Annotated in this window: 8 protein-coding genes and 1 pseudogene; 5 read left to right on the forward strand and 4 right to left on the reverse strand. The window is 75.7% G+C overall.

The features are described 5' to 3' along the window. The 5 genes and pseudogenes from B118_RS0117825 to B118_RS28465 form a co-directional block, all read left to right on the forward strand. Window positions 1–259, forward strand: a pseudogene (locus B118_RS0117825) (IS701 family transposase); the annotation flags it as partial. A 431-nt stretch (window positions 260–690) separates the two neighbouring features. Continuing rightward, window positions 691–1002, forward strand: coding sequence for a transposase (locus B118_RS32170; protein ID WP_028193129.1), 312 nt, complete (start codon window positions 691–693; stop codon window positions 1000–1002). Then, on the forward strand, window positions 999–1823 hold the full coding sequence (locus B118_RS28460; RefSeq protein ID WP_155256558.1) for an IS3 family transposase: 825 nt from the start codon (window positions 999–1001) through the stop codon (window positions 1821–1823). The genes B118_RS32170 and B118_RS28460 overlap by 4 nt, the downstream gene beginning before the upstream one ends. 175 nt (window positions 1824–1998) lie before the next feature. After that, complete coding sequence (gene rfbB, locus B118_RS0117840) at window positions 1999–2988, forward strand: dTDP-glucose 4,6-dehydratase (protein ID WP_028193130.1); 990 nt, start codon at window positions 1999–2001, stop codon at window positions 2986–2988. A gap of 103 nt (window positions 2989–3091) precedes the next feature. After that, window positions 3092–4990: an AfsR/SARP family transcriptional regulator gene (locus tag B118_RS28465; RefSeq protein WP_050592818.1), complete on the forward strand. Its 1899-nt coding sequence runs from the start codon at window positions 3092–3094 to the stop codon at window positions 4988–4990. Between the two features lie 41 nt (window positions 4991–5031). Here B118_RS28465 and B118_RS0117850 read toward each other — a convergent pair whose 3' ends face one another. From B118_RS0117850 to B118_RS28470, 4 genes are read right to left on the reverse strand one after another with little or no spacing between them, the layout of a single operon-like run. Then, complete coding sequence (locus tag B118_RS0117850; RefSeq protein ID WP_238323990.1) at window positions 5032–5790, reverse strand: 4'-phosphopantetheinyl transferase family protein; 759 nt, start codon at window positions 5788–5790, stop codon at window positions 5032–5034. Continuing rightward, complete coding sequence (locus B118_RS0117855; RefSeq protein WP_028193132.1) at window positions 5783–6709, reverse strand: ornithine carbamoyltransferase; 927 nt, start codon at window positions 6707–6709, stop codon at window positions 5783–5785. Before B118_RS0117855 ends, B118_RS0117850 begins: the two co-directional genes overlap by 8 nt. Next, window positions 6706–13932, reverse strand: a complete 7227-nt coding sequence (locus B118_RS33475; RefSeq protein WP_028193133.1) for a non-ribosomal peptide synthetase — start codon at window positions 13930–13932, stop codon at window positions 6706–6708. The genes B118_RS0117855 and B118_RS33475 overlap by 4 nt, the downstream gene beginning before the upstream one ends. Further along, window positions 13929–25874, reverse strand: coding sequence for a non-ribosomal peptide synthetase (locus B118_RS28470; RefSeq protein ID WP_050592819.1), 11946 nt, complete (start codon window positions 25872–25874; stop codon window positions 13929–13931). Before B118_RS28470 ends, B118_RS33475 begins: the two co-directional genes overlap by 4 nt. Between the last annotated feature and the right edge of the window lie 27 nt (window positions 25875–25901).

Raw genomic sequence — 25901 nt, forward strand, 5'->3', positions numbered from 1 at the left:
GACGTCCTGGCACCGCTGGACCACCCTGGCGATCCTCGCCCACGCCTTCCTCGCCGCCGCGACCGCGCACCGCAGCCGTCCCGATCCGGCCGGGCTGATCGCGCTGACCGTCAACGAACTACGTCACCTGTTCAACGTCCTGATCATCGAACCCGCCCGCCGCCGCTGCGACCCACTGCTCTGGTCCGTACGCCGACGCCGTCACCAAGCACGAGCCACGACCAGCCACTACGCCCGGCAAGCCCTCACCGAGCCGTGATCACAATCCCCGGCTGGAGTACTAAACGACAGTGTCGCAAATAGCAGCGCCGACGAAACAGATGTTGACACATGCGCCGAGCGGGAGTGTACGCTCCCTCCTGTTTGGGTGACGGAGATCGGGCGCGGGCGCGGTGCGGAAAAGGCGTCCACACCCGCGCTGTGGGCGCGGTATCGGCCGCCCGGACAGGGGGGGTGTCAGTTCGGCGACGTGCGTTGTCATGCGGGGGCACGACAACGCACGACCGCCACACCCGCGGGCGGCCGGCCCTGGGTCGAGGCGCGTGGGGCGACACACTCGGCGGCCGGCTACGGCGGGCGCTGGCGGCTTGGCCTCGGTCGTGGTGCCGGCCGAGGGGAGAATGTGAGATACCCCCGCTTTCATGGAGCTTCTTAACCAGGTTTGATGGCTGTGGGGGGAGGAAGTCGTCCGTGGCAGCACCGAAGAAGTACCCCGATGAGTTACGTCAGCGCGCTGTGCGTCTGTATCGCGAGTCGGACCCGAAGCCCGTGATCCGGCGTCTGGCCGAGCAGCTTGGCGTGCATCACGAGGCGCTGCGGAACTGGATCCGGCAGGCCGAGGCAGATGCCGACGAGCGGCACGATTGGCCGACCAGCGAGATGGCCGAGGAGAACCGCCGGCTGCGTAGGGAAGTCACTGAGTTGCGGCGGGCGAATGTGATCCTGAATGCCGCGAGCGCGTATTTCGCGGCGGAGCTCGACCCGACCCGGCGACGGTCATGACGTTCATTGATGAACACCGTGACCAGTTCGCGGTCGCGCTCCTGCTACGGGTCCTGAACATCGGCGCCTCGACCTACTACGCGTGGGTTAAGCAGGCCGAGCAGCCCTGCGACCGGGACGTGGTCGACCTGGGCCTGATCTCCAACATCCACGAGATCTGGGAGGCCTCCGGGCGCACCTACGGCGCGGACAGGGTCCACCGGCAGCTACGCCGTGACGGCATCGGCGTGGGCCGCAAACGCGTCGAGCGGCTGATGGCCCGGCAGGGATGGCAGGGGGCGTTCCTGCGTCGAGGCTGGCGCGGCGGCTCCACCCGACAGGATCCCCGGCACACGCCGGCGCCGGATCTGGTCAACCGGCAGTTCACCGCCGACGGGCCGAACCGGCTCTGGGTCGCCGACGCCACCCGCATTCCGTGCGGCGAAGGCGTGTTCTGGCTCGCCGCGGTCCGGGATTTGTTCTCCCGCCGGATTGTCGACTGGAAGACCTCCGACCGCTGCGACACCGACCTGATCCTCGCCGCCCTGGAGTACGGCATCTGGTCCCGCGATGTCCGTAACGGCCAACTGATCCACCACTCGGACAGGGGATCGAACTACACGTCGTTCCGCTTCTCCGAACGCTTGCAGGACAACGGGATCCTGCCCTCGATGGGCTCCGTCGGCGACAGCTACGACATCGCGTTGATGGAGAATTTCTGGTCAACGTTGAAGATCGAACTCGTCTACCGCACCTCGTGGCGGACCTGCGACGAGGCCGAGAACGCGATCTTCGCCTATATCGACGGCTGGTACAACACCCGCCGCATCCAAAAGAGTTGAGCTACCTCAGCCCGAACGAATACGAAACCGCCTGGCACACCCGCCAGACGCAACCAGCCGAACCACCTATCGCCACCCCGGCACCAGCCGGGAGCAGGTAACCACCGCTCCATCAAAGCGGGGGGAACTCAAATGAATCCTGGAGGATGTGAAGAGGATGCTCGACACAGCGCGGATGCTGGTCACCGGAGGCGCCGGATTCATCGGTGCCAATTTCGTCCAGCACACGCTCCGCAACCATCCGACGTACGACATCACCGTGCTCGACGCACTCACCTACGCCGGCGACCGACGGGCCCTGGAGCCGGTCGCCGACCGGGTGCGGTTCGTCCAGGGCGACATCTGCGACACCGAACTGGTCGACCGGCTGGTCGCCGAGTGCGACGTGGTGGTGCACTTCGCCGCCGAGTCCCACGTCGACAACTCGCTGCACGACCCCGCCCCGTTCGTGCGGACCAACGTGACGGGCACGTTCACGCTGCTCGAGGCGGTGCGGCGGCACGACCGCCGGTTCCACCACGTCTCCACCGACGAGGTGTTCGGCGACCTCGCTCTGGACGCGGAGCAGAAGTTCACCGAGGAGACCCGCTACGACCCGTCGAGCCCCTACTCGGCCACCAAGGCGGCCTCGGACATGCTGGTCCGCGCGTGGGTCCGCTCGTACGGCGTCCGGGCCACGCTGTCGAACTGCGCCAACAACTACGGCCCCTACCAGCACGTGGAGAAGTTCATTCCGCGGCAGGTGACGAATCTCCTGGTCGGCGCCCGTCCGAAGCTCTACGGCGCCGGGCTCAACGTGCGGGAGTGGACCCACGTCGAGGACCACAACGACGCGGTGCACGCCATTCTCGAGCGCGGTCGCATCGGCGAGACCTATCTTATCGGGTCCGGCGACGAGCGCAGCAACAGGGAGATCCTCGAACTCGTCCTCGAGGTGATGGACCAGCCGCGCGACGCGTACGAACACGTCTCCGACCGGCCGGGCCACGATCTGCGGTACGCCAACGACAGCACCAAGTTGCGCACCGAGCTGGGATGGCGGCCGAGCTACGTCGAGCTGCGGGCCGGCCTGGCCGACACCGTCGACTGGTACCGGGCCAACGAGTGGTGGTGGAAGCCGCACAAGGAGCGCACCGAGGCGCGCTACCGAAGCCTGGGGCGCTGACCGCCGCCACCGCTCGCCGACACCGACAGCCACCGTTCACGAGCCTGTCTGCTTTCTGCGTGGTACGCGTCTCCCGCCGACAGAGATACGGGGTTTCGACCAAATGGGAAAGGCATTGCAGGTCAGCCTGCTCGGACCCGTCTCGGCCGTCGTCGACGGCGCCGGCTCCGATCTCGGGTCGCCGCGCCAGCGCGCGCTGTTCGCGACGCTCGCCGCCCGCCCCAACCAGCGGGTCCGACGCGACGACCTGATCGACGGGGTGTGGGGACTCGACGCGCCACTCACGGTCACCAACAGCATCTACACCTACGTCAACCGGCTGCGTCGACTCCTCGAACCGCACCGCCCGCACCGCGCGCCGTCCCAGGTGCTGCTCTCCGAGGGGTCCAGCTACGTGCTGCGCCTGGACCCGACCCAGGTCGACTCCTGCTCGTTCATCCAGCACGTCGAGCGGGCGCGGCAGCTACGCGCGGCCGGCGACACGGACCGGGCCGTCACGGAGCTGTCCCAGGGCCTGGCCCTGTGGCGCGGGGTCGCCCTCGACGGCACCCACGGCCTGTTCGTCGAGGCCGAACGCGCCCGGCTCGACGAGCTGCGGCCGGCCGTGCTCGAGGACCGGGCCGAGATGCTGCTGGAGCTGGGCCGGCAGATGGAGGCGGTCGGCGAACTGGTGCCGCTGGTCCGCCTGCACCCGCTGCGGGAGCGCCTGCGGCACCTGCTCGTGCTCAGCTACGCCCGGCTCGGCAGCCGGGCCGAGGCCCTCGCCGAGATCCGGGACCTGCGCGAGACGTTGAGCACCGAGCTGGGCCTCGACCCGCCGGCGGCGATGCGGCGTCTCCAGGAGCAGATCCTGCGCGGTGAGGTCCACGCCACCGACGCCGGTGTCTCCGGGGCGGCCTCCGACGCGGACACCGGTCGGCCCGGCCCCGTCGGGCCGGGCTCGACGGCGCCGCCCGCGCGGCCGTCGGCGGGCACCCCCGCGGCGCTGCCGATGAACCCCGCCCAACTGCCGCGCGACGTCCCGGGCTTCCTCGGCCGGCACTGCGAGATCGCCGGCCTCTACAAGTCGGTGTGCGAGGCGGAGGCGGAGGGCGCGCCACCGGTGATCCTCATCGGCGGCCCACCCGGCGTCGGCAAGTCGACCCTGGCGGTCCACTTCGCCCACCAGATCGCCGACCGGTATCCCGACGGGCAGCTCCACCTCGACCTGCGCGGCTTCGCCCGGGAGCCCGAGCCGATGTCGTCGGCGGAGGCGCTCGGTCACCTGCTGGCCGGGCTCGGCGTCGAGCCCGACCTGCCCTCGGACGTGGACCGGCGGGCCGGCCTCTACCGCAGCCTGATGGCCGGTCGGCGGATGATCCTGCTGATCGACAACGCGCGCTGGATCGAGCAGGTCCGGCCGCTGCTGCCGCCCAGCCGGTCCTGCCTGGTGCTGGTGACCAGCCGCAACCGGCTGTCCGGGCTGACCGCCCGCGACGGCGCCCGCCGGGTGAACCTCGACCCCATGTGCGACGACGACCTGGTCGGCCTCATCCGCTGCGTCATCGGCGGCGGGACGGTCGAGGACCGGTCGGTGCTGCGCACGGTGGTGGCCGCCTGCGGCCGACTGCCACTGGCGGTGCGGATCGCCGCCGAGCGGATCAGCGCGGCCCGGCTGCCGGCCGAGGCGTTCGCCGAGGCCAGCACGCCCGGCGAGCTGCTGGACGTGCTGGAGACGCCGGGCGACCCCATTCGAGCATGCGGGAGGTGCTGCACTGGTCGTACCGGGCGCTGTCCGCCGAGGCCGCCGCGATGTTCGACGCGCTGGGAGGCCACGGGGGGGTCGGCCTTCGACCTCGAGACGGCAGCCGCGCTGGCCCGCACCTCCGGCCGGCAGGCCTGGTGGGTCGTCGGCGCCCTCGTCGACAGCAACCTGGTCGAGCAGCGGGACTGGGACCGCTACGAGATCAACCCGCTGATCCACGCGTACGCGGTGGAGCGCGCCGGCGCCGACCGGGGCTGACCGGGCCCGGCGCGGTCGTCCGGAGTCGCCGGCCGGCGGCCTCACCCGTGTGGCCGCGGCGACCCGACGGCGGGGACGACGATGCCGGTCGCGAGGACGGAGTTCGTCGCCCACCACCGGCCGGCGAGCCCCACCACCGGCCGGGAACCGACCCGGGCCCCGTCGACGAGCAGCCGGGCGGTGAACCCGCCGTCGGCGCGCAGCGCCACCTCGGCCTGGGAGAAGTCGAGCCAGCGGCCGGTCAGCGGGAACCAGACCTTGTAGATCGCCTCCTTGGCGCTGAACAGCAACCGGTCCCAGTGTACGGCCGGGGTGGTGACCGGCAGCCGGCGGATCGCCGCCCGCTCCGACGGCAGCGAGATCGCCTCCAGCATGTCGTAGGGCAGGACCTGGTTCGGCTCGGCGTCGATGCCCACCGCGGTGATCTCGCTGTCCAGCGCCACCGCGCAGGCACGGTGGCCCCGGCAGTGGGTGATGCTGCCCACGACGCCCGGCGGCCACATCGGCGCGCCGTGCGGGCCCGGCAGCACCGGCACCGGGGAGATGCCGAGCCGGGCCAGGGCCCGCCGCGCGCACACCCGTACCGTGGTGAACTCCTCCCGGCGTCGCCGGACGACGTTGCGGATCACCGCCTGCTCCTGCGGGAACAGCGGGACGTCGACGATGTCCTGCGACGTCTCCTCGACCACGCAGATCCCGGCCGGCAGCAGGCTCGCGACCAGCCCCGGCCCGGCGGCGGACCGACCGGCGCCGGGAACTTCCCCGTTCGCGTGCATCCCCGGGCCGGGCCGCTCACTCACCGAGCGTCCAGTGCAGCGCCGCCATGGCGCTGTGCAGCTTGTGCCGGGCCTGCTCGAACGCCAGGCTGGCCGGACCGTCGAGGACCTCGGCGGCGACCTCCTCGCCCCGGTGCGCCGGTAGGTCGTGCAGGAACACCGCGTCGGGGAAGCGCGCCATCAGCGCCGCGTCCACGGCGAACGGCGCGAACACGCGACGCCACTGCGGGTCCGGCTTCGTGGTGCCGGTCGTCTGCCACCGGGTGGTGTAGACCACGTCGACCCCCGCCGGCAGCGCCGCCATGTCGTGCCGCTGCCGGATCCGCCCCCCGGACCGGGCGCCGAGCGCCCGCGCCTCGTTGACGAGCGCGGGCGGCAGGCCGTGCCCCGGTGGGGTACGCAGCTCCAGGTCGAGCCCGAGCCGGGGCAGGGCGAGCGCCAGCGCGGACGCCGTGTTGTTGCCCTCACCGACGTAGAGCACCCGCAGCCCGGTCAGGTCGCCGAAGCGCGCCCGCATCGTGCTGAGGTCGGCCAACGCCTGGGTGGGGTGCTCCTGCGCGCTCATCGCGTTGATCACCGTGCCGAGGTGTCGGGACAGGGTACGCAGCTCGGCCTCCGGGCCGGCGGTGCGCGCCACCACCGCGTCGAGCATCCCGCCCAGCGCCCGCGCGGTGTCGGCCATCGTCTCGCCGGTGTTGAGCTGGAGGTCGCCCGGCCCGTACGTGACCACCTGCGCGCCCAACCGCAGGGCGCCCGCCGTGAACGCCGTCCGGGTGCGGGTGGACGTCTTGGTGAACAGCACACCGATGACCCGCCCGCGCAACGCCCCGGCCGGATCCCGACCACGGGTGGCGAAGTCGACGCTGCGCCGCACCAGCTCGGCGAGCTGCTCGTCGGTCAGGTCCCGCAGCGAGATCAGGTGGCGCCCGCGCACGTCAGTCACTTCCGTCCCCCGTCGGTCGTCGTGTCCCCGGTCACGGCGGCCAGCACCGCCGCCAATGCGGCGACCCGCGGCGGTCGCAGCACCCCCAGGTGGTCGCCGGCGACCCGGTGCACCCGGACGTCCCCGGCGGCGGCCCCGCGCCACCGCCGCACGTACTCCGCCGGCCGCAGGTCCAGCGCCGACTCGTGGTCCCCGGCCGCCACCTCGTCGCTGAGCAGCACGTCGACGCTGCCGGCGTAGGTCGGGAACCGGTAGTCGAGCCGGGCCTGGAGCAGGTGCCGCCAGGCCCGCAGGCGGTGGGCCCACACGTCGCCCAGGTCGGCGTCGTCGACCCAGGCGTCGGCGTCGTCGACAAGCTCCCGGATGGTGGCTAGGAGGTCCGCCCGGCGGGCCGGGTCGGCGCCCTCGTCGGCCACGGCGGCGCAGACCCGCTCGGCGTCGCGCAGCCGGGCGAGCCGCGCGCCGACGCGTGCCCGGTGCGCCTCCCGGTCCGCCGCCGCGTCGTCGTTCACCGGATCCAGCAGGATCAGCCGGACCCGCTCGCCGTCGGCGCGCAGCCGGCGGGCCATCTCCCAGGCGATCCCGCTGGAGGCGCACCAGCCGAGCAGGTGGTACGGGCCGCTCGGACGGGCCGCCCGCAGCTCGTCGAGGTAATGCCCGGCGATGGCCGGGACGTCCGTGGCCGCCACCGTGCCGTCGTGCAGCCCGGGCCACTCGAACGCGGCGACCGGCTGCTCGGCGACCGCGGCCAGCTCCCGGTACCAGTGCGCGCTGCCACCGCCGGGGTGCAGGCAGAACAGCGGCGTCCCCGCGCCGTCGCGGCGGAGCCACAGCAGCGCCGAGGCGGGCGACCGGTCCGGGGCGCCGGCGGCGGCCGCGATGCCGCGTACGGTGCGGTGGGTCAGGAAGTCCCGGAAGCTCAGGTCGATCCCGTCGACCCGGCGCAGCCGCGCGATGACCCGCAGCATCAGCAGGGAGTGACCGCCGATGGCGAAGAAGTCGTCGTCGCGGCCGGCCCGGCCCCGGTCGAGCAGGTCGGCCCAGGTCGCGGCGATGGCCTGCTCCACCGGCCCGCGTGGCGCGCGGTAGGGGAGGGCCGGCGCGGTCTCGTCCGGCGCCGGCGCCGGCAGGGCACCCCGGTCGATCTTGCCGTTGGGAAGGCGCGGGAACGCCGGCAGCACGGTGAACGTGGCCGGCACCATGTGGTCCGGCAGCACGGCGCCCGCGCGCCGCCGCACCTCGGCGGCCGTGCCCCCGGCGTCCAGGACCAGGTACGCGGCGAGCCGCCGGTTGCCGTCGCCGCCCGCCACCGGGTGCACCACCGCGCCGCGCACCCCCGGCTGGGTCAGCAGGACGTGCTCGACCTCGCCCAGCTCGATCCGGAAGCCGCGGATCTTCACCTGGTGGTCGCGCCGGCCGAGCACCACGATCCGGCCGTCCTGGTCCCACCGGCCGATGTCGCCGGTGGCGTAGAGCCGCGCGCCGGGCGTCGCGGCGTACGGGTCGGGCAGGAACGCACCGGCGGTGGCCCGGGGCCGGCCGAGGTAGCCCTGCGCCAGCCCGTCGCCGCCGACGAAGATCTGCCCCGGCACCCCGGGCAGCACCGGCGTGAGGTCGTCGTCGAGAAGGTGGACGGTGGTGTTCGCGGCCGGCGTCCAGACCGGCGCGTCGGGGCCGGAGAGCCGGGAGCCGAAGCAGAAGACGGTCGCCTCACTCGGGCCGTAGTTGTCCCAGACCTCGGCGCCGTCGGCGGCCAGCCGGCGCACCAGCCCGGCGTCGACGGCCTCCCCGCCGGAGAGCACCCGGAACCCGGCCGGCGGGGTCCAGCCCGACTCCAGCAGCATCCGCCACGTCGTCGGGGAGGCCTGCATGACGGTGGCCCCGGTGCGGCGCAGCAGGTCGGCCAGGGACACCGGGTCGCGGGCGTCGTCCTCGCTGGCGAGCACGAGCTGACCGCCGCAGCCGAGCGTGACGGCGAGCGCGAGCTGCGCCACGTCGGTGGAGACGGGCACCACCCCGAGCACCACGTCGGTGGCGGTCAGCCGCAGGTTGCGGCGCATCGCGGCGGCCCGGTCGGCGAGCGCGCCGTGGGTCGCCACCACGCCCATCGGCCGGCCGGTGGAGCCGGAGGTGTGCACCACGTACGCCACGTCGTCTGGGTGCGGCTGCCGGAGCGGCGCGCCGTCGTCGCGGCGCGCGTCCGGGTCGGGCGTCAGGACCGGCCGCCCGCCGTGCCGGCCGACGTGCTCCGGCCCGGCGACGACCGCCCGGACATCGGCGTCGGCCAGGACGGCGGTGACCCGGGGCAGGGGATCGCGACGGTCGACCGGCACCCAGGCGGCGCCGGCCGCGGCGATGCCGGCGATCGCCGCCAGCAGCTCCGGCTCCCGGGGCAGGCAGACGCCGACCCGGTCACCGGGGCGTACCCCGGCGGCCCGCAGCCGCGCCGCCCACGTCCGGGCCCGGCTGCGCAGGTCGCGATAGGTCAGCCGGTCGTCGGCGGTGCGCACCGCGACGGTGTACGGCCGCTCGTCGGCCTGCTCGGCGACGAGCTGGTGGAGGCCGCGGACGGCAACCGGCATCGTAGGCCCGGCGCCGGCCGAGAGCAGCCGCTCCCGCGCCGCCGCCGGCAGCAGGGCCCGGGTCGCCGGGCCGTCCGGGTCGGTCGCCATGGCGGTCAGCGCCGCCCGGTACATGCCGGCCAGCAGGTCGCAGTGCCGCCTGTCGATCCGCGCGGCCTGGGCCATCATGACCAGCGCGCCGCCGAGCGTGGACACGGCGAACGGGAACTCGTTGGGGCTGACGTCGGTGCTCGCCTCGGTGTCCACCGTGACCCGGTCCAGCACGTGGAAGTCGAGGTAGTTGAACGCGACCTCGTGCAACCGGCCGCCGGCGCCGAAGAGCCGCTGCATCTCGGCGAGTGGATAGCGGCGGTGCGGCCAGAGCGCCACCTCCTCGGCGAAGACCGCCCGGACCAGGTCCCGCCAGCTGCCGGTGGCCGGCGGCGCCACCACGGGCACCGGGTTGAGGAACATCCCCCGGACCAGGTCGCCGCCCTGCGCCTCGGTGCGGCCGTTGCTCACCAACGCGCCGTGGAACGCGGTCGCGCCGGTGGCCTGCCGCCACACCGTGAGGTGCGCGGCGAGCAGCACGCTCTTGAGCGAGGCGCCGGCCCGGGTGGCCAGCTCGCGCAGGCCCTCCTCGACGTCCCGGTAGGGCACGTGCACCGCGCACGTCCCGGTCGCCGCCGGGTCGCCCCAGGCCGCCGGGATGGTGAGCCGCTCCACGCCGGCCAGCCGCCCGGCCCAGAAACCCCGGTCGGCCGGGTCGGTGACGCTGTGCCGTTCCTGGGCGACGAAGTCGGCGAACCGGACGGCGGTCGTCTCGGGCGTGGGCGGCGCATGCCCCGCCCGGTGCGCCCGGTAGCCGGCCAGCAGCTCCGAGACCAGGGAGTTGTGGCTCCACCCGTCGAGGATCGCGTGGCACTCGGTGAGCGACAGGTACCACCGCTTGTCGGTGACCCGGTGCGCGTGCACCCGGATCAGCGGCGCCCGGCCGAGGTCGAAGACCCGGACCCGTTCCCGCCGGCGGAACCGGTCCAGCTGGGCCCGCTGCTCGTCGGCCGGCATCCCGCGCAGGTCGTGGTGCGCGCACTCGGGCGTCGCGGCCCGGTGCACGAGCTGCACCGGCTCGGCGAAGCCGGCCAGGTCGAACGAGGTGCGCAGGATCTCGTGCGCGGCCACCGCGCCGTCGACGGCCGCCCGCAGCGCCGCCGGGTCGAAGTCGCCGGTGTCGCGCACCAGATAGCTGGTGACGTTCTGGTAGGGCCGGTTCTCCGGGTCGGCCAGCAACTCGTAGACCATGCCGGCCTGGGCCCGCGCCATCGGGTACGCGTCGACCACGCCCTCCGGCATCCGGGCCCGGTCGTACGGGACGAGCAGCGCGAACGGCGGGGTGCCCACCCGTTCGGCGGCGTGCTGGCCGGGACCGCCGGCGAGCAGCTCGGCGATGCTCTGGTGGCGGAACAGGTCCTGCACCGAGTAGCCGAAGCCCCGGTCCCGCAGCAGTCCGACGAGGCGTACCGCCCGGATGGAGTCGCCACCGAGGGCGAAGAAGTTGTCCCGGACCCCGACCAGGTCGACGCCCAGGACCTGGGCCCACAGCCCGGCCATCGCCATCTCCGCGGCGGTGGCCGGTGGCCGGTACTCCTGCCGCTGCTCCGGGCGGGCCTCGTCCGGCGCCGGCAGGGCCCGCCGGTCGACCTTGCCGTTGACCGTCAGCGGCAGCTCCGGCAACACCGTCAGCACCGCCGGCACCATGTAGGCGGGCAGCCGCTGGGACAGGTGGGTCCGCACCTGCGGCACGGTCACGGTGTCGGTGCGCGGCACCAGGTAGCCGACCAGCCGGTGCTCGCCCGGGCCGGTCTCCTGGACGGTGACCACCGCCGCCTTCAGGTCGGGATGCGCGCCCAGGCACGCCTCGACCTCACCCAGCTCGACCCGGAAGCCGCGGATCTTCACCTGGTCGTCGAACCGGCCCAGGAACTCCAGCTCACCGCCGGGCACCATGCGCGCCTTGTCGCCGGAGCGGTACAGGCGGGCGCCCGGCGCGCCGTACGGGTCCGGCACGTACCGCCGGGCGGTCAACGCCGGCCGGTTGAGGTAGCCGCGGGTGACCCCCGGCCCGCCGACGCAGATCTCCCCGGGCACGCCGAGCGGCACCGGCTGCAACCGGTCGTCCAGGAGGTGGACGGTCAGGTCGGTGAGGGGACGCCCGATCGGGCTGCGCCGCCGGTCGAGGTCGGCGACGGTCAGGGCGCGGTAGGTGCTGTGCACCGTGGTCTCGGTGATGCCGTACATGTTGACCAGTCGGGGCGTCTCGTCGCCGAACCGCTGCCACCAGGGGCGCAGGGACTCCACGTCGACGGCCTCGCCGGCGAGGATCACCAGACGCAGCCGGAGCCGGTCCAGGTCGCCCTCGCCCCGCTCGGCGAGCTGGACCAGGGAGCGGAACGCCGACTGGGTCTGGTTGAGCACGGTGACCCGCTCGGCGGCGAGCAGGTCGGCCAGTTCCCACGGCGACCGGGAGACCGGGTACGGCACCACCACGAGCCGGCCGCCGTAAAGCAAGGCGCCCCAGATCTCCCACACCGAGACGTCGAACGCGTACGAGTGGAACAGCGCCCACACGTCGTCCGGCCCGAACCGGTACTCCTGCTCGGTGCCGGTCAGCAGCCGCACCACGTTGCCGTGCGTGACCTGCACCCCCTTGGGCTGCCCGGTCGACCCGGAGGTGTAGATGACGTAGGCCAGGTCGTCGGGGTGGGCCGGCGCCGGCGGCGGGTCGCCCGGCAGCGCGGCGATCCGGGCCGCCTCGGCGGGGTCGTCGAGGACGATCACCTCGTCGTCCGGTTCCGTCGGCGCCCGGGTGGCCAGGGCGCGGTCGGTGACGAGGACGTGCGCGTCCGCGTCGCGCAGCAGGAAACCCAGCCGCTCCTGCGGGTGGTCCGGGTCCAGCGGCAGGTAGGCGGCGCCGGCCTTGAGCACGCCGAGCACGGCCACCACCAGGTCCAGGCCGCGGGGCAGGCAGATGCCCACCAGGTGCTCCCGCCCGACGCCGGCCCCGCGCAGCCGGTGGGCCAGCCGGTTGGCGCGCTCGTCCAGCTCGCGGTAGGTCAGCCGGTCCGCGCCCGCGATCAGCGCGACCGCGTCGCCGCGGCGGCGGGCCTGCTCGCCGAAGCGCTCGTGCAGGCACGGCCCGGCCGGCGTGGCGCCCGCCGGCGGCCGGACCACCTCGGCCAGCGCCGGGCCGTCGAGCATCGGCAGGGCGCCGACCGGGCGGCCCGGGTCGGCGACCGCCTCCTCCAGCAGCCGCCGGTAGATCCGGGTCATCCGGTGGATCGTCGGTTCGTCGAACAACGCGTGCGGGTAGGTCACCTCGCCGCCGAACGAGCCGTCCGGGCGCTCCTCGAGCGTCCAGCCCAGGTCGAACTTGGCGCGCCGTGACCGGACCGGGACCAGCTCGCCGGTGACGCCGGCGGCCTCGAACCGGGCCGGCTCGTTGTTCTGCAGCGTCAGGTTGACCCCGGTCAGCGGATGGGTGGCCAGGTCGCGGTCGACGGCGAGGGCATCGACGATCTGCTCGAACGGCACCTCCTGGTGGCTGTAGGCGTCGATCGCGGTGCTCCGGGCCCGGTCGAGCAGCTCGGCGAAGGTCGGGTCGCCGGCCAGGTCGGCGCGCAGCACGAGCATGTTGACGAAGTGACCGATCAGGTCGTGCGTCTGCCGGCGGGTGCGGCCGGCGATCGGGGTGCTCACCGCGAAGTCGGTCTGCCCGGTGCAGCGGGCCAGCAGCGTCCAGAGCACCGCCAGGTGGAGCATGAAGGGGGTGGCCCGGTGCTCGCGGGCGACGACCCCCGCCCGGCGGGCCAGGTCGGCCGGGACGTCGAAGCGCACCGTGCCGCCGGTGTCGTCCCACACCGCCGGGCGGGGACGGTCGGTGGGCAGCTCCGGCGCCGGCAGGTCGCGCAGCTGCCGGGTCCAGTAGGCGACGCCGTCCGGGTCGGCGGGGTGCGCGCGCTGCCAGGCGGCGAAGTCGGCGTACTGCAACGCGGGCGGCTGCGGGTCCGCGCCGGCGCACAGCGCGGCGAGGTCGCGGACCAGCAGGTCGCAGGACCAGCCGTCGATCGCGATGTGGTGCAGCAGGACGGCGAGCACGTGCGTGCGGGGCCCGGAGCGGATCAGCCGGGCCCGCAGGACCGGCCCGTTCGCCAGGTCGAACGGCCGCAGCGCCTCGGCCTCGAGCAACGAGTCCAGCGCGGACTCCGGCGCGCCGCCGAGGTCGACGAACTCCAGCGGCACCGGGCCGGGCGGGTCGATGCGCTGCACCGGCTCGCCGTCGGCGCCCTCGACGTAGCGGGTCCGCAGGATCTCGTGCCGGGCGACGAGGCGGCGCAGCGCGTCCCCGAGGTCGAGCCGGGACAGGTCCCCGTCCAGGCGCAGCGCGATCGGCACCACGTAGTCGACGCCGCCGGGACGGATCCGGTCGAGCACCCACAGCCGGCGCTGGGCGAAGGACAGCGGGAGCACACCGTCGCGGGGGACCGCGACCACGTCGGGCAGCCGGTCACCGTCGGGCGTCGGGTCGGACGCGCGGGCCCGCAGCCGGTCCCGCAGCAGCCGGGCGCCGGCCCCCTGCGGCGGGCGGATCGCCTCAGCACTCATGCTCCACTCACTCCCATCCCGGCGTCGGTCGACCCGGTGTCGCCGTCCAGACTCTCGGCCAGCCGTTCCAACATGGCCGCCTGCGCGCTGACCGTCGTCGCCTCGAACAGCGCCCGTAGCGGGATCTCCAGGCCGAACAGGTCCCGCAGCCGGGCCAGCAGGCGGGTGGCCAGCAGCGAGTGCCCGCCGACCGCGAAGAAGTCGTGCTCGACGCCGACCGACGGCAGCCCCAGCACCTGCGTCCACGCGCCGGCGATGGCCTGTTCGACCTCGGTGCGCGGGGCCACCTCGGCGGCGGAGTCGTCCACGTCGGCGGGCGACGGCGGCGGCAGCGCCGCCCGGTCGACCTTCTTGCTCGCGTTGAGCGGCAGCCGGTCCAGCGTCACCCAGGCGCCCGGAAGCATGTAGTCCGGCACCCGGTCGGCGAGGTGGCGGCGCAGCAGCGCCGGGCTGGGTGTGACGCCCGCGTGCGGCACCACGTAGGCGACCAGCCGCCGGTCGCCGTCGTCGCCGTGCACCGCCGCGGCGGCGGCCCGCACCTCGGGGTGGGTGGCCAGCGCCGCCTCGATCTCGCCCAGCTCGATCCGCAGGCCGCGCAGCTTGACCTGGCCGTCGACGCGGCCGACGAACTCCACCGTGCCGTCGGCGGCCTGCCGCACGTGGTCACCGGTGCGGTACAGCCGCTGCCCGGGCAGCTCACCGAAGGGGTCGGGCACGAACCGGTCGGCGGTCAGTCGCGGCCGGTCGTGGTAGCCGCGGCTGACCCGCTCGCCGCCCAGGCACAGCTCACCGACGAACCCGGTGGGCACCGGCCACAGGTCGTCGTCGAGCACGTACGCGCGGGTGCCGGGGACCGGCCGGCCGATCGGCAGCGGCGTCCGGGCCGGGCTCACCACCGCCGCCGACACCGGATGGGTGAGCGAGACGATGGTGGCCTCGGTGGGCCCGTACGCGCAGACGAACCGGCCGGGAAGCTGCGCCGCGTGCCACCGGCGGGCGTCCTCGTGGGTGACCACCTCGCCGCCGACGTGCACCAGCCGCAGCCGGCTCAACCGCGGATCCCGGTGCCGCACCCCGGCCATCACCTCGCGGTAGTAGGCCGGGGTGAGCAGGACGTGCGTGATCCCGGCGGCGGCGAACCGGTCGGGCAGCTCCGACGGCGCCCAGAACTGGGCGTCGCTGATCACCACGGTGCCGCCGACCAGCAGGATCGCCCCGAGCTGCTCCATCGCCAGGTCGAAGGTGAGCGCCGAGAGCAGGACCGCCCGGTCGGTGTCGCGAAGCTCGCTGACCTCGGCGATCATCCGGCAGTGGTGGGTGTACGAGGCGTGCGGCACCATCACCGCCTTGGGCCGGCCGGTGGAGCCCGACGTGTAGATCATGTAGGCGAGCCGGTCCGGGTCGCCGGCCGGCAGGTCGCCCGACGTGGCGTCCTCCGCCGACCCGGTCTCGCCGACGACCACCACCGGCGTGCCGTCGACGTCGATCCGGTCGGCGACCCGCTTCCCGGCCACCACGGCCGCCGGGCGCAGGTCACGCAGCAGGACGGCCAACCGCTCCGGCGGCTGACCGGTGCCCAGCGGCACGTACACCCCGCCGGCGCGCAGCACGGCGAACAGCACCACCGGCACCGCGAGCGACCGGTCGAGCAGTACGGCGACCGGTCGCTCCGGCGCCACGCCGGCGCCGCGCAGCCGGTGCGCCAGGGCGGTGGCCTGCCGGTCCAGCTCGGCGTAGGTCAACCGGCCGGCGGGGCTCTCCACGGCCACCGCGTCCGGGGTGCGCCGCACCTGCGCCGCGAACGCCTCGTGCAGGCACTCCCGGTCGACCGGCTCGGCCGGCGGGTTCCAGCGCCGGGCCAGCTCCCGCCCCTCCCGCTCGCCGAGCAACGGCAGCCGGCCGACGGGCGTCCCCGGCGCCGCCGCCGCGCCCGCCGCCAGGACACCGAACTGGGCGGCCATCCGGCGGGCGGTGTCCGCGCCGAACAGCGCGGTCGCGTACTCCAGTTCCAGGCGGTAACCGCCGTCCGGCTCCGCGGTCAGGGTCAGGGTGAGGTCGAACTTGGCGGTCCGGCGCCCGGTGTCCAGGCGGTCCGCGCGCAGGCCGGCGAGCCGGAGCCCGTCGCCCGCCGCGTCGTCGACCACCATCATCACGTCGCACAGCGGCGAGCGGGACAGGTCCCGCTGCGGCGCCAGCTCCTCCACCAGCCGGTCGAACGGCAGCTCGTCGTGGGCGAACGCGTCCCCCACGTGCCGCCGGACCCGGCCGAGGAGCGTGGTGAGGTCCGGGTCGCCGTCGAGGTCGACGCGGAGCACCACGGTGTTGACCAGCAGGCCGACCAGGTCCTCCAGCTCGGGGCGGTCACGACCGGCGACGACGGTGCCGATGGGCACGTCGACGGTCCCGGCGTGCCGGCCCAGCAGCGTGGCGAAGACGGCGAGGAAGGTCACGAACGGGGTCGCGCCGCAGCGCCGGCCCATGGCCAGCAGCGGGCGCGCCACCTCGGCGGGCAGCCGGGCGTCCACCTTGGCGCCGCGGCCGTCGCGCACCGGCGGGCGGGGCAGGTCGGTCGGCAGTGCGAGCGGGGACAGCCCGGCCAGCCGCTCGCGCCAGAACGCCACCTCGGCGCTGACCGTCTCGTCGGTCAGCCGCGCCCGCTGCCACACCGCGACGTCGGCGTAGCGCACCGCGGGCGGCGGCAGCGCCGCCGGGCGGCCGGCGAGCCGGGACCGGTACGCGGCGGACAGGTCGCGGGCCAGCACGCGGTCCGACCAGCCGTCGCCGGCGATGTGGTGCATGACGAGGACGAACACGTGGTCGTCCGGGCCGAGCCGGATCAGGTGCGGCGACACCGGTGGCGCCGACTCCAGGTCGAACGGCCGGTCGGCCAGGGCACGGACCAGCGCGGCGAGTCGGTCGTCACGCTCGACGCGGTCGGGGACCGGCGGCGCCTCGGTCACCGGCAGGCGGACCGGCCGGGCCGGCTCGACGACCTGCGCCGGCGTGCCGTCCGGGCCGGCCGGGTAGCGGGTGCGCAGCACGTCGTGGCGGGCGACGACGTCGGTGAGCGCCGCCGCCAACGCGTCCGGGTCGAGCCGGCCGGCGAGCCGCACCGCCCAGGTCACGTGGTACTGCGTGCCGTCCGGGTCCAGCCGGTGCAGGATCCACAGCCGCTGCTGGGCGTGGGACAACGGGGCCGGCCCGTCGGCCGCCGCGCCGGCGATACCACCGTCGACGACGGGCGCGGCCTGGTCGGCGTGGCGGGCCGCCACGGCCGCGACGGTGCGGTCCTCGAGCACCGAGCGCACCGAGGCGGCGGCGCCGAGGGCAGCCCGCAGCCGGCCGGCGAACCGGATCGCCAGCAGCGAATGGCCGCCCAGCTCGAAGAAGTCGTCGGTGACGCCCACCGTGTCCAGCCCGAGCACCTCGGCGAGGATCGCCGCGACCGTCCGCTCGGTGGGGGTGCGCGGCGCGACCAACTCGCCGCGCCGGTCGAAGCCGGGCTCCGGGAGCGCGGCCCGGTCCACCTTGCCGCTCGTGGTCAGCGGCATCCGGTCGACCGGCACGAACACCGACGGCACGTACGGCTCCGGCAGCCGGGCCAGCAGGAACGCGCGGATCTCGGTGTGTGCCGGCGGCGCCCCCCGCGTCACCAGGTAGGCGGCGAGTCGGGCCTGCCCGTCCGGCCCCGGCCGGGCGACCACCACCGCGGTCGACACCGCCGGGTGCCGGGCGAGCACGGTCTCCACCTCGCCCGGCTCCACCCGGACGCCACGGATCTTGACCTGCTGGTCGGTGCGCCCGAGGAACTCCAGGGCGCCGTCGGCGCGCCGCCGGGCCAGGTCCCCGGTGCGATAGGCCCGGGACCCGGGCGGCCCGTACGGGTCGGGCACGAACCGCTGCGCGGTCAGCCGGGGCCGGCCGAGGTAGCCGCGGGCCAGTCCTTCGCCGGCCACGTGCAGCTCACCGGGCACGCCGAACGGCGCGACCGACCCGTCGCCGGCGAGGACGAACGCGCGGGTGTTGTCGAGCGGCACGCCGATCGGCACCGGCCCGCCGGCCGGCCCGGTGTCGTCGTACTGCCAGGCGGTGACGTCGATCGAGGCCTCGGTCGGCCCGTACGTGTTGACCAGGGTGACCGGCAGCCGGCCGGTGAGCCGGCGGGCCAGGTCGTCGGCGAGCGGCTCCCCGGCCGAGAAGAGCAGCCGCAGGCTGACGCACCGGTCCAGGGTCGGCTCGTCGGCCAGTGGCCGCAGGAACGACGGCACCCCCTGCAACACGGTGACCCGGTGCCGCGCCACCAGGTCGACGACGGTCGCCGGGTCGCGCTCGGCGCCGGCCGGGGCCAGGACGACCGCGCCGCCACTGACCAGCGGTGCGAGGAACTCCCACACACTGGCGTCGAAGCTGACCGACGTCTTCTGCAGCATCCGGTCGTCCGGCCCGAAACCGTACCGCCGCACCGCCCAGAGCACCCGGTTGCGGATGCCGCGGTGCGGGACCGCCACGCCCTTCGGCGCGCCGGTCGAGCCGGAGGTGTAGATGACGTACGCGATCGAGTCGGGGTCGGTACGCGCCGGTGCGGTCGCCGGCCGGGCCCAGATCTGCGCGCGTTCGGCGGTCAGGTCCAGGGTGGGCACCTCGGCGCCGAGTGTCGCGGCCAGGCCGGGCGGTGACCCGTCCGCGGTGAGCAGCAGCCGGGCGCCGGCGTCGCGCAGCATCAGGGCCTGCCGCTGGGGCGGGTGCGCCGGGTCCAGCGGCAGGAACGCCGCACCGGCCCGCAGCACGCCGAGCAGCGCCACGACCAGGTCGGGCCGGCGCAGCAGGCACAGCCCGACGACGTCGTCGCGGCCGATGCCGGCCGCCCGCAGATGCCGGGCGAGCCGGTTGGCGGCGGCGTCGAGGTCGCCGTAGCGCATCCGCTCGTCGCCGTACTCGACCGCGACCGCCCCGGGCGTGCGGGCCGCCTGTTCGGCGACGAGTTCGGTCAGGCCGGCGTCGGGGCGGGGCCGGTCCGGCCCGCGACCGTGCTCGACGACGGCCCGGTGTTCGGCGGCGTCGAGCATCGGCAGCCGGCTGATCGGCAGGTCGGGCGCCTCGGCCGCGCCGGCCAAGAGGTGGCCGAAGTGCCCGGCGATCCGCTCCACCGTGCTCCGGTCGAACAGCGCGGTCGCGTACTCGATCTCACTGGTCAGGCCGCCGTCGGGCCGGCGGGTCACCTCCAGGGTGAGGTCGAACTTGGCGGTGTGGGTGGGCGTCGGCTCGACGGTGACGTCCAGGCCGGGCAGCGCGAACCGCTCGTCGCCGGCCTCCCGGTAGGCGAACAGGAGGTCGAACAGCGGGTTGCCGGATCGGTCCCGCTGCGGGGCCAGCTCCTCCACCAGCCGATCGAACGGCAGCTCCTCGTGCGCGAACGTCTCGGCGGCGACGTCCGTGACCCGGCCGAGCAGCCCGGCGAACGAGGGGTCACCGGCGAGATCGGCGCGCAGCACCACCGTGTTGACGAAGAAGCCGACGAGCTGCTCCACCTGGGCCGTGGTGCGCCCGGAGGTGGGCACGCCGACGGTCACGTCGGTCCGTCCGGTGTGGCGGGCGAGCAGGGTCAGGAAGACGGTCAGGCAGGTCATGAAGCCGGTGGCGCCGGCGCGGCGACCGACCTCGTCGAGCCGCCGGGCGACCGTCGCCGGCACGGTGAACCGCACCAGGTCGCCGTGCGCGTCGCGCTGCGCCGGCCGGGGCCGGTCGGCCGGCAGGTGTGTCGGTTCCGACCCGGCGAGCCGCTGCCGCCAGTAGTCGAGCAGCCGGTCCAGCTCGGGCCCGGTGAGCCGGTCGCGCTGCCAGACGGCGAAGTCGGCGTACTGGGCCGGCAGCGGCGCCCGCGTCACCCCCCGGCAGGCGTCCGCCAGCTCCCCGGCGATCAGCCCCATCGACAGCCCGTCGACCGCGATGTGGTGGATGACGAGCAGGAGCACGTGCTCCAGCGGAGTGACCCGCAGCAACCGCGCCCGCAGCACCGGCCCGGCGGCCAGGTCGACCGGGATCTCCACCTCGGCGCGCAGCACGGCGGCCGGGTCGGCGTCCTCGGGCGTCAGCGCGATCCGCGCCGGCGGCGGGTCCACCACCTGGGCCGGCTCGCCGTCGGGCCCGGCGACGTAGCGGGTGCGCAGCACCTCGTGCCGGGCGACGACCCGGGTCAGCGCGGCGGACAGCGCGTCGGGATCCAGATCGCCACGCAGGCGCAGCGCGGTCGGCACCAGGTAGTCGACGCCGTCGCCGACCTGGTCGAGGAACCACAGCCGCCGCTGCGCGAAGGACAGCGGCAGCGGCCCCGCCCGGTCGGCGCGGGGCAGCGCCCGGTCGACCTCGACCGGCGGCGCCTGCGGCCCGGCCGCGCCGCCGTCGTCGTCGAACATCCGCTCGACCAGGGCCCCGGCCCGCTCGGCCACGACGGTGGCGAGTGCGGCGACGGTAGGCGCGGCGAACACGTCGCGCACCGTCACCGGGGCGGGCAGGCGGTCGCGTAGCCGGGCCGCCAGCCGGGTGGCCAGCAGGGACTGCCCGCCGAGGTCGAGGAACCGGTCGTGCCGGCCCACCCGCGCGACCCCGAGCACCTCGGCCCATACCGCGGCGATCACCCGCTCGGCGGGGGAGGCCGGCGGCTCGTACCGCGTGCCGGCCACCTGCGGCGTGGCCAGGTGCGGCAGGGCCTGCCGGTCCACCTTGCCGCTACCCAGCAGCGGCAGCTCGGCCACGGTGCCCCAGAGCGTCGGCACCAGGTGGGCGGGGAGGCGGTCGGCCAGGTGGGCGCGCAGCCGCGCGGGGGTGGCCTCGTCGGTGGCGGGGACCACGTAGGCGGCGAGCCTCGGCGCGCGTGGATCCCGGTGGTCGGCCACCACGGCGGCGGCGCGGACCGCCGGGTGCGCGGCGAGGACGGCCTGGGCCTCACCCGGCTCCACCCGGTACCCGTTGATCTTCACCTGGTCGTCGCGCCGACCGACGTACTCGATCGTCCCGTCGCCGCGCCGTCGGGCCAGGTCACCGGTGCGGTAGAGCCGCGCGCCGGGTCGCGCGGCCCACGGGTCGGGCCCGAACCGGTCGGCGGTCGCCCGGGCGCGACCCAGGTAACCGCGGCCCACCCCGCAGCCGCCGATGTGGATCTCGCCTACCGCGCCGGCCGGCACCGGCCGCAGGGCCTCGTCGAGCAGGTGGACGGTGACGCCGGGCAGCGGCTCGCCGATCGGCACCGGCCCGTCGCCGACCGCGCCGGCGGTGGTGACGTGCGCCGCGCAGGCGACCGCCGTCTCGCTCGGCCCGTAGCTGTTCACGATCCGGGTCGCCGGAGCCTGCGCCGTCCAGGACGTGAGCCGGTCGCCGTGCAGTGGCTCACCGCCGATCACCAGGCAGCGGGCCCCGCCGGTCGCCCCGGGCGCCGCCGTGGCCAGCAGGTCCAGGTGGGTGGGCGTCAGCTTGACCATCGCGTACGGGGTGCCGGTGGCCGCCTCGGCCAGCGCCGGCGCGAGGGCGTCCACGCCGGGTTCCTCGGCGAGCAGGTGCACCGGCTCGCCGGCCGCTAGCACCGGGAACAGCGAGGTCACCGCCAGGTCGTACGCGATCGAGGTGTGCAGCGGCGAGCCGCCGCCGCCCGGCGGCAGCAGCGCGGCGCTCGCCCAGCGGGTGTAGGCGGTCAGGCCGCGGTGGGTGACCAGCACGCCCTTGGGCTGCCCGGTCGAGCCGGAGGTGTAGACCACGTAGGCCAGGTCGTCCGGGTCGACGGTTACCGGGACGGCGGTGTCCGGCAGGCGCCGCAGGGCCGCCCGCTCGGCCGGTGCGGTCGGGTCGAGTAGCCGGACGCCGGCGGGCAGCGGCAGTCCCTCGTCGGCGGCGCCGAGGAACACCACCGGCCGGGCGTCGGCGAGCGCGCGGGCCTGCCGCTGACCCGGGTCGCGCGGGTCCAGCGGCAGGTACGCGCCGCCGGCCTTGACGACGGCCAGCAGCGCCACCACCAGGTCCGGGGTGCGGGGCAGCCGCACCGCGACGATCCGGTCCGGCCCGACGCCCAGCCCGACCAGCCGATGCGCCAACCGGTTGGCCCGGCGGTCCACCTCGGTGAAGGTGAGGCTCGGGCCGTTGCCGGTGACCGCCACCGCGTCCGGTTCGGCGCGGCCCGTGACGAGCTGGGCCACCGTCACGGCGGTGTCGTCCGGCGCGGGCCACGGGGTGGCCGCGGGCGTCGGCTGCCCGGGCGCCAGCCGGTCGACCGGGGTGGCCGGGGCGTCGGCGACGGTCGCCAGCGCCCGGACGTACCCGGCGGCGAGGGCGGCGACGAGCTCCGGGTCGAACCGGGCCGCCGCCACGTCGACCCGGCCGGCGAGGCCGCCGTCGGGGCGCGGGGTGAGGTGCCAGCTCTGCTCCGCCTTCACCTCGCGGTGCGGCGGCGGCTCGGAACCCGCCGACAACGCCTCGTCGTGCATCGTGAACAGCACCGTGAACAGCGGGTTGCGCAGCGGGTCGACGCCGGTGGCCCGGCCCGCCACCACCTGCTCGAACGGCACATCGGCGTGCGCCCAGGCGGCGAGCGTCTCGTCGCGCACGGCCGCCACCAGGTCGGTGAAGGCCGGCGCGCGGTCCAGGTCGGCGCGGAGCACGACGGTGTTGACGAACAGCCCGAGGACGTGGTCCAGCTCGGGGCGGTCGCGGATCGAGACGGGCACGCCCACGGTCACGTCGGTACGGCCGCTGTGCCGGGCCAGGACGGCGAAGAAGCCGGCCAGTAGAACACCGAACCGGGTGGCGCGTTGCCCGGCGGCGACCTCGTCGAGGCGGGCCACCACCGGCGCCGGGACCTCGAAGCGCAAGCTGGCGCCGCTGCGGTCGGCGGGCCGGCGCCGGTCGGCGGGCAGTTCCGTCGCCCGGGCCCCGGCCAACCGCCGGCGCCAGAAGTCGAGGTGCCGCGCGGCGCGCTCGCCCCGGGCCGCGGCGTGCTCGCGGCGGGCGTGCTCGGCGTAGCGCAGCGCCGGGGCGGGCCGGCTGCGGCCCGCGCAGCCGTCGACGATCTCGTCGGCGAGCAGCCCGGCGCTCCGGTCGTCCACGGCGATGTGGTGCAGCATCACGAGCAGCGTGTGCCGGCCCGCCGGGTCGGCGAGCAGGCGCCACCGCACCGGCGCGGCGGCGGCCAGGTCGAACGGGCGGGCCGTCTCCTCGGCGAGGACGTCGACCAGGTCGGCGCGCTCGGCGCGGAGGCGCACCGGCGTCGGCGGGTCGACCACCTGGACCGGCTCGGCGTCGGCCCCGACGTAGCGGGTCCGCAGGATCTCGTGCCGCTCGACTACGGACGTGACGACGCGCTCCACCCGGTCGGTGGGCACGCCGTCGGGCAGCGGGATCGCCAGCGGCTCGTGGTAGGCGCTGCCGTCCGGGTCCCGCTGGTGCAGCAGCCACATGCCGCGCTGCGCGAACGACAGCGGCGCGGGTCCGGTCGCCGGTCCGGTCGTCGGCCCGGTCGTCGGCGCGTCGGTGGCCGGGACCGGGCCGGCCGCCGCCAGCCGGCGCGCCACCTCGGCGACCGTGCGACCGTCGAACAGCACCGCGACCGGCACGTCGGCGCCGGTCTCGGCCCGCAGCCGGCCGGCGGCCCGGGTGGCGAGCAGGGAGTGCCCGCCCAGGGCGAAGAAGTCGTCGTCCGCATCGGTGACCGGGCGGCGGAGCGTCTCGGCGAAGACCCGGGCGACAAGTCGTTCGGTGGCGTCGGCCGGGAACCGACCCTGGGTGTCGTCGGCGTGGTCGTCGTGGTCGCCCGCCTCCGGGTCCGCCGGCACGGTCAGCGCCGAGCGGTCGATCTTGCCGTTGGCGGTGGTGGGGAAGCGGTCGAGCAGCACGAACCGGGTGGGGACCAGGTAGGGCGGCAGCAGCCGGGAGCAGTGCCGGCGCAGCGCCCGCGGGCCGGGCGGGTCGGTCGGGTCGGTCGGGCGCAGCCAGGCGACCAGCCGGGGTCCGCCGGCGTCGTCGTCGACCGCGCCGACCACGGCCGCCGCCACTCCCGGCTGGTCGACCAGGACGTTCTCGACCTCGGCCGGTTCGATGCGGAACCCGCGGATCTTCAGTTGGTCGTCGGTGCGACCAAGGATCTCGACGCTCCCGTCGGCGCGTCGCCGGGCCACGTCGCCGGTGCGGTAGAGCCGGGCGCCCGGCTCGGCGGCGTACCGGTCGGGCAGGAACCGGTCGGCGGTCAGCGCGGGCCGGCCGACGTAGCCGGCGGCCACGCCCCGACCGCCGACGTACAGCTCGCCGGGCGCACCGGTGGGCACCGGCTCGAGGTCGTCGTCGAGCACGTACAGGCTGGTGTTGGCGACCGGGGCGAACTCACGCGCGGCCGGGCCGGTGAGGCGGGCCGCCGACGACCACACGGTCGTCTCGGTCGGCCCGTAGAGGTCCCACAGGTCGACCCCGGCGTCGAGCAGCCGGCGGGCCAGCTCGACGGGGAGCCGTTCGCCGCCGCAGAGCGCGGTGAAGCCGGCGGGCGGCGTCCAGCCCGCGTCCAGCAGGAGCCGCCAGGTGATCGGGGTGGCCTGCATGACGCGGGCGTCGGCGCGCGCCAGCAGCGCGGCCAGGCGCTGCGGGTCGCGGGCGTCGGCGCCGGTGGCGACCAGCACCCGGCCGCCGACGAGCAGGGGCAGGAACAGCTCCAGCACGGCGATGTCGAACGACACCGTGGTGACGGCCGGCAGGACCGCCCCGGACGGCAGCCCGGGGCGCGCACGCATGGACCACAGGAAGTTGGTCAGGCAGCGGTGGGTCACCAGCACGCCCTTGGGCCGGCCGGTCGACCCGGAGGTGTAGACGACGTAGGCCGCGTCGTCCGGCCCGGGTCCCGGGCCCGCGTCGGCGTCGCCGGCCGCCGGAAGCCGGTCCAGGCGGACCTCGACCGTTCCTGGCGCGGCGCGCACGCCGTCCGGGCCGGCGGTGACCAGGACGCCGACGCCCGCGTCGGCGAGGATGTGGGCCAGCCGTCTGGCCGGGTGCTCGGGGTCCAGGGGCACGTAGGCGGCGCCCGCCCACAACACGCCCAGCAACGCCGGGACCAGGTCCGCGTCGCGGGGCACGGCGACGCCGACCCGGTCCCCCCGGCGCACGCCGAGTCCGCGCAGGTGCGCGGCGAGCGCCCGGCTGCGGGCCACCAGCTCGCGGTACGTCAGTCGCCGGGCGCCGTCGTCGACCGCCACCGCGTCCGGCGTGTCGGCGGCCTGCCGGGCGACCAGGTCGGGCAGGGTCCGCTCCGGCACCGGCGTGCCGGACGTCGGCGCGACCAGGGCGCGTCGCTCCGCCTCGGGCAGCAGCGCGAGCCCGCCCAGCGACGCGTCGGGGCGCGCGTCGGCGTCGTGCAGCAGCGTGGACAGGCGGGCCGCGAGGCGCGCGGCGTCCTCGGCGGTGAACAACGCCCGCGGGTACGCCAGCTCGCCGGTGGGCCGGCCGTCGACGCGCCGCAGGCGCACCACGAGGTCGTACCGGTCCACCGGCGCGGCGTCGGGCTCGTCGGTCACGTCGACGAGCACCCCGACCCCGGCGGTGTCGTCGGTCGCCCGGCGCGCCGCCTCCCCGGCCCGCCGGGCGGCCTCCGCGAACGGCAGCCGGCGGGGCAGGTCGAGGGCGAGCGACAGGCGGCGGTCACCGGTACGCAGCGCGAGCGTGCCGGCCCACCGGCCGGCGTGCCGGGCGAGCAGGGTGTGCACCGCGGCGGCGGCCACCGCGCCGTTCGCGACGCGGTCCCGCCCGCCCAGCGACCCGGGCACGGCGAACGGCACGCGGCCCGCGCCCGCCGGCCGGTCGACCGGCCGGCGGCGCGTCGTCGGCGCGGGCATCGGCAGGGCGACGTCGAGCCGGTCCGGTTCGTCGGCCCGGCCCGGCCCCGACCGGGGGACCTGGGCCGATGCGGGGATTGCGCTCATCGTCACCTCGACTCGCTCGCTACCGGC

It is taken from the genome of Salinispora pacifica CNR114, from assembly GCF_000514775.1.
GTDB classification, from domain to species: domain Bacteria; phylum Actinomycetota; class Actinomycetes; order Mycobacteriales; family Micromonosporaceae; genus Micromonospora; species Micromonospora pacifica.